A 5,395-nucleotide genomic window follows, 5' to 3' on the forward strand; every position below is an offset into this window, starting at 1 on the left:
CCGCAGCGCCGCGTCGAGGTTCGACAGCGGCTCATCCATCAGGAAGACCGACGGGTCACGAACCATCGCCCGCCCCAGCGCCACACGCTGACGCTGGCCGCCCGACAGCTGCGACGGACGGCGGTCGAGCAGGTGCGAAATCTCCAGCTTCTTCGCGGCGTCTTGCACGCGCTCGTCGATCTCTTCCTTCGACGCGTTGCGCATTTTCAGCCCGAAACCGATATTGTCGTAGACGGTCTTATGCGGGTAGAGCGCGTAGCTCTGGAACACCATCGCGACGTCGCGCTTGTGCGGGGGGACGTAGTTCACGACCTGCTCGTCGAAGATCAGATCGCCGTCCGAGACCTCCTCGAGCCCTGCAATCATGTTGAGGGTCGTGGATTTGCCGCAGCCCGAGGGGCCGAGCAGGACGATGAACTCGCGATCCTCGATATCGAGGTTGAGATTGCGTACGGCATGGAAGCCGTTGGCGTATTTCTTGTTAACGTTGGTGAAGCGGATCCGGGCCAAGACTTTGTCCTTTCTAACCTTTGACAGCCCCGGCGGTCAGACCGGAAACGATGTAGCGTTCGAAGACGATGGCGACGATCACCGGCGGCACGACCGCCAGGACGCCAGCGGCGTTGAGGAAGGAGAAGCTCACCGTGAAATCGGAGGTGAACGAGGCCAGCAGGATCGGCAGGGTCTGCGACGCGGAGGTCTGCGTGAACATCAGCGCGAGCAGGAATTCGTTCCAGCTGGTAAGGAAGGTGAAGAGGACCACGGCGACGAGCGAGGGCAGCGAGAGCGGCAGGAACACCTTGATCAGCGCCTGGAGCCGCGAACAGCCATCGACCCGCGCGGCCTTGTCCAGCTCGTCCGGGAGGCCCTCGAAATACTGGATCAGGATGAAGACCGTGAAGGGCACCGTGATCGCGAGATAGGTGATCACCAGCGATCCGAGCGTATCGAGCATCCCGAGTTTGCGGATCACCAGGAAGAACGGCACGACCAGCGCGATATCGGGGATCACCCGCGTGATCAGGATGAAATAGACCGACGCGTTGCGCCCCCAGAACCGGATCTTCGCGATCGCATAAGCGGCCGGCACCCCGACGAGCAGGTTCAGGATCACCACCAGGATCGAGACGATCAGGCTGTTGGCCATCGACGGCAGAAGGTTTTCTGCGGTCGAGGGGATGAAGTCACCGGCAGCCGGATCGGCGCCCGAGCGCGTCTCGTAGGTGACGGGCTCGTCGTTCCCGGCGGTGAAGATCGCCTCGAAATTGCGCAGGGTCGGCTCTTCGGGAATCCAGTGCGGCGGGATCGAGACGATCTCGGTCTCGGTCTGGAACGCCGAAGAGACGAGCCAGGACACCGGGGCGAGAATGTAGGCCGCAAGGACGATCGCGGAGACCACGATCACCAGACGCTGCACGATGCGCCCGATTTTCTGGCGGCGGCGGTAGTCGATCGTGTCGACAGGCGGGGTGATAGGCATATCGCTCATGTCAGATCTTGCGCCCCAGCGTTCGGATGAAGAGGTAGGAGAGTGCGAAAGTCGCGATTGCGAGGAGGTAGGACATCGCAGCACCGCTCCCGAAGGACAGGTTGCGGAAGGTCTCGACATAGATGTGCCACGAGAGCACATGCGACGCGCTGCCGGGCCCGCCCTCGGTCAGGATGAAGAACAGGTCGAAATGGCGGATCGCCATCATCGTCTCGTAGATCATCACCAGCATGAAACCGGGCTTCATCGCCGGCAGGGTGACATGCACGAAGCGCTGCCAGACCGTCGCACCATCGACGCGCGCCGCCGCATAGAGATCGGACGGGATCGACTTGAGCGAGACCAGCAGAAGGATCGTCGCCAGCGGCACTTCCTTCCAGACGAAGGCATTGGCGATCAGGAACAGCGTTTTGTCCTGATCCCCCAGCCAGACCATGTATTTGTCGATGAAATCGAGCTGATAGAGCAGGCCGTTCAGCGCTCCGTAACTGGAATCGTAGATCCATTTCCACATCAGCGCGTTCGCGACATAGGGGATCGCCCACGGCACCAGAAGGATCGTCGACAGGATACGACGCCCGCGGAATTCTTGGTTCAGCAGCAGCGAGACAAGCAAGGCTATGAAAGCAATCGCGGTGACCGAGACGAGCGAGAAACTCACCGTGCGCCAGACCGCGCCCCAGAAAGCCTCATCGCCGAGAAGATCGGTATAGTTCTTCAGCCCGACAAAGGGGGTCCGGTTCGGACGCGTCAGTTTGATGCTGAAGAAGCTGATATAAAGCGAATAGGCGATCGGGAAGACCGCAACCGCGCCCAGAACGGCCATGACAGGAGCAAGAAACAGCATGGCGCTGCGCTCCTCGTATCCCAGCCGCCATTTCGGGCGTGTCGCCCGTGTCATTGCATTCGCCACGTCATGCTCTCCCGTTGCCCTGCCCGACAGTCGGCGGGCCTTTTAGAAAGGCCCGCCGCACCTGCTCAGTAGCTGTCCTTCAGCTCGTTCCACAGATCGGCAGATTTCTTGACCGCTCCGGCGGGATCGACATTGCCGAGGATCGCCGATTGCCAGGCCGACCCGTTGGTGTCGTTCCACTCGCCGAACCACGGGGTGACCGTGTCCTTCTTGCGAGCGAGCGCCTGCTGAGCCTGGATCATGTCGACATCGCCATAAGAGTCGTAGGCCGCGCGGATCTCGGGATCCTCGAACAGCGGCTTCACGCCGAACCCGGCGCCGATATCGAGGAACAGGAGTTTCTGGAACGTGTAGGCGCCATCGGCCTTGCCGCCGAACCATTCGATCAGCTTCGCGGCATTCTCGGCGCGTGCCTTGTCTTGTGCAGCCTGCGCCGACATGCCGTGGAAACGCATCCAGCCGACCGTCGCGTGAGAGCCGTTCGGGCCTTGCGGCATCATCGCCTGCTTCACATTGCCCGCGATCTGCGACTGCTCGGGATCGTTGAGCATCCGCAGACGGTATTTCGCGACCATCGCGAAGGCGTGGTTGCCCGCTGCGAAGGATTTCAGGCCAGCCAGTTCGCCGGTCTCGACACAGGCGGGCGAGACGATCTCGTGCTTGTTGACCGCATCGACGACCCAGCTCAGCGCCTCGACGGCCCCCTCTTTGGGGTCCTGCATCACGGCCATGCCGTTGTCGTCGACCAGACGGCCACCATGCGAGTAGACCAGCGTCGAGATGAACTCGATCAGCCAGCTTTCCTGCGCCATCGCGAGCATCATCGGATAGTCGGCAATGCCTTTCTCTTTCATGACGAGCGACTGCTCGACCAGCTCATCCCAAGTTTCCGGCGGCGCGTCGAAGCCGGCTTCCTTGAGCTTCGCCTCGTCATAGAAGAAGGCCATGTAGTCGGTGTAATAAGTCAGGCCGTACTGACGACCGCCATAGGTCATGGAGTCGGTGCAGAAATCCTCGGCCTCGGCGTTGTATTTCATCAGGCTGTCGAACTCGTCGACCGGGGCGATCCAGCCGGCTTCGGCCCATTCGGGCAGCCAGGAATCCGACACCCACATCGCGTCGAGCGGCGCACCGCCCACGAATTTCGCGACCATGCCCTCGCGGTATTGGGCCCAGGGCGAGTTACCGTAATTGACCGGAATCCCGGTTTCCTTGGTGAAGGCGCTGAGGTGGCTCTGCACGGTGTCGACCGCGGCCGACCAGGTGTGCATCGTCAGCGCGGCCGTTTCGGCCTTGGCCGGACGAACCAGACCCGGCGCCATCAGCGCCCCTGCGCCCGCCGCCGAGTAGCGGAGGAAATCCCGGCGCCCGAGACGGCGCGTCTTATCCTTGAGCATCTTTCGATTCCTTTTGCATGGCCGCCTCAGCCCGAGCCCGTTCAAAGCCCAACCTGCAGCAAGCCGTCCCTGTTGATCTTGTTTATGGGAACCGACGCTATTGGCGATTTATTTATTCGTCAACTGACGACAAACGAAAAAGTGAGGATTTCCCTTCCGCAACGGAAATCGCACAAACTTTCAGCACCTACGGAAGCCTCCGCAGGCGAAATCAGGGAAAATGTAGTGGATTGCAGCGCTCAACGGCTGCTGCACACCTCGACCATGTCCTCGAATCCCGCGAGGAACACGCGGACATGCATCGTTACCACCTGGTCTTCGGAGAGCGACAGGCTGCTTTGATAGATGTGGCGTCGAATCGCGTAGTGAGAGATCGCGCCGTGCAGCGTCCACGCCATTTCGCGGAGCAATGCGGGATCTTCCGGCAGCTCTACGCCCCGCTCATGCGCAACTTCGCGCATCACGGTCTCCAGCAACTGCATGACGATCGCTGCGATGTAGTCAGGCGCCATATTCGCCTCGGCCAGCGAGGCATAAAGGAACAATCGCAACCACTTCCGGGTCAAGGTAGACTGAAGATAGTCGCGATAGAATGCGTCGAGGCGCACGGCCATGGGCTGCGAACGATCCTGAAGCTCAACGAACCAGACGGCCTTGAAAGCACCAAGAATCTCTCGGTTATAGACCTCTTTGAGCAGGTCTTCCTTGGTCGGGAAGAAGCGATAGAGAAGACGCTGGGAGATGCCGCATTTCTCCGCCAATTGGCGCGTCTGCCCCGCAAGCCCGTTCTCCGCAAAGAACTCGGTGGCGACGTCCAGGATCTGGGCACGACGCTCATTGAACGGCATGCGCACAGCGCCTTGCGGCGAGCCGGGCTTATTTCCGGCGCCGTTCGTTTTGGACGAACCTTCAGTCATTTTTGGCTTGGCCTGCACGTTTTCCCCTTGGCACCCCTTGTTGTTCATTCCGACGCCGGACGCAACGACTTCAGGTTCATACATTAGCCCATTCCGCGCGAAGGCAAAGTATCTTTTCGTCACTTGACGACTTATGTGTTGCGAAAACCCAAAGTTTGGTCGTAGCTTCGGCGCGTGACGGGACGTCAGTGCCCGCGATTTTCTGCCATTCACGCCGGAGTCCAACATGATCTACGAACAAAGAACCTACCGCATCACCCCCGGGAAGGCGCCCGAGTTCCTCAAGCTCTATGAAGCCGAGGGCCTGCACATCATCACCCAATACGCGAAGCTCGCCGGGTGCTGGGTCAGCGACAGCGGCGTACTCAACGCGGTCACCTTCCTCTGGGCCTATGAGGATTACGGCCACCGCAGCGCGCAACGCGCCAAGCTGGGCGCGGACCCGGAATGGCAGGCTTTCGTGCCCAAGATCCTGCCCTATCTCGTGCATCAAGAGAGCATCTTCCTGCAGCCCGCAGCGTTCTCGCCGCTCGACTGATCCGGGCGCGGGCCACCATGCGCACGCTTGGCATCCTCCTCGCCGCCGGCGCCTCGCGTCGGTTCGGCGCTCGGGACAAGCTCCTTGCAGATTGGAGCGGCGCCCCTTTGGTGCTGGCAGCGGCGCGCGCGCTCGAGGCGT

7 protein-coding genes are annotated in these 5,395 nt (G+C 61.1%); 2 read left to right on the forward strand and 5 right to left on the reverse strand.

The annotated features are described in order from the left end of the window. The 5 genes from B3D39_RS14105 to B3D39_RS14125 form a co-directional block, all read right to left on the reverse strand. Positions 1-510 (reverse strand): ABC transporter ATP-binding protein (locus B3D39_RS14105; protein WP_286789819.1); only part of this gene is annotated, 510 nt, incomplete at its 3' end. 13 nt (positions 511-523) lie between these two features. Continuing rightward, positions 524-1,489, reverse strand: coding sequence for a carbohydrate ABC transporter permease (locus B3D39_RS14110; RefSeq protein ID WP_210402129.1), 966 nt, complete (start codon positions 1,487-1,489; stop codon positions 524-526). A 1-nt stretch (position 1,490) separates the two neighbouring features. Continuing rightward, a complete protein-coding gene (locus tag B3D39_RS14115; protein WP_208607942.1) occupies positions 1,491-2,336 on the reverse strand; it encodes a carbohydrate ABC transporter permease in 846 nt (281 codons plus the stop codon). A gap of 131 nt (positions 2,337-2,467) precedes the next feature. Next, positions 2,468-3,799, reverse strand: coding sequence for an extracellular solute-binding protein (locus tag B3D39_RS14120; protein WP_078599650.1), 1,332 nt, complete (start codon positions 3,797-3,799; stop codon positions 2,468-2,470). Between the two features lie 239 nt (positions 3,800-4,038). After that, complete coding sequence (locus tag B3D39_RS14125) at positions 4,039-4,800, reverse strand: TetR/AcrR family transcriptional regulator (protein ID WP_274963725.1); 762 nt, start codon at positions 4,798-4,800, stop codon at positions 4,039-4,041. A gap of 142 nt (positions 4,801-4,942) precedes the next feature. On the opposite strand from B3D39_RS14125, the gene B3D39_RS14130 reads away from it, so the two are divergent. Further along, positions 4,943-5,254, forward strand: a complete 312-nt coding sequence (locus B3D39_RS14130) for an NIPSNAP family protein (protein ID WP_078519919.1) — start codon at positions 4,943-4,945, stop codon at positions 5,252-5,254. 17 nt (positions 5,255-5,271) lie between these two features. Continuing rightward, positions 5,272-5,395: NTP transferase domain-containing protein (locus B3D39_RS14135; protein WP_274963726.1), on the forward strand; the 124-nt coding region annotated here is incomplete at its 3' end.

This window comes from Thioclava sp. UBA3469, assembly GCF_002378135.1.
GTDB classification, from domain to species: domain Bacteria; phylum Pseudomonadota; class Alphaproteobacteria; order Rhodobacterales; family Rhodobacteraceae; genus Thioclava; species Thioclava sediminum.

What these genes read in the sequence shown, in the direction of transcription:
- B3D39_RS14115 (WP_208607942.1), bottom strand. Translation starts at nt 2,336, where the DNA reads ATGCTGTTTCTTGCTCCTGTCATGGCCGTTCTGGGCGCGGTTGCGGTC.
- B3D39_RS14110 (WP_210402129.1), bottom strand. Translation starts at nt 1,489, where the DNA reads ATGAGCGATATGCCTATCACCCCGCCTGTCGACACGATCGACTACCGC.
- B3D39_RS14130 (WP_078519919.1), top strand. Translation starts at nt 4,943, where the DNA reads ATGATCTACGAACAAAGAACCTACCGCATCACCCCCGGGAAGGCGCCC.
- B3D39_RS14120 (WP_078599650.1), bottom strand. Translation starts at nt 3,799, where the DNA reads ATGCTCAAGGATAAGACGCGCCGTCTCGGGCGCCGGGATTTCCTCCGC.
- B3D39_RS14125 (WP_274963725.1), bottom strand. Translation starts at nt 4,800, where the DNA reads ATGTATGAACCTGAAGTCGTTGCGTCCGGCGTCGGAATGAACAACAAG.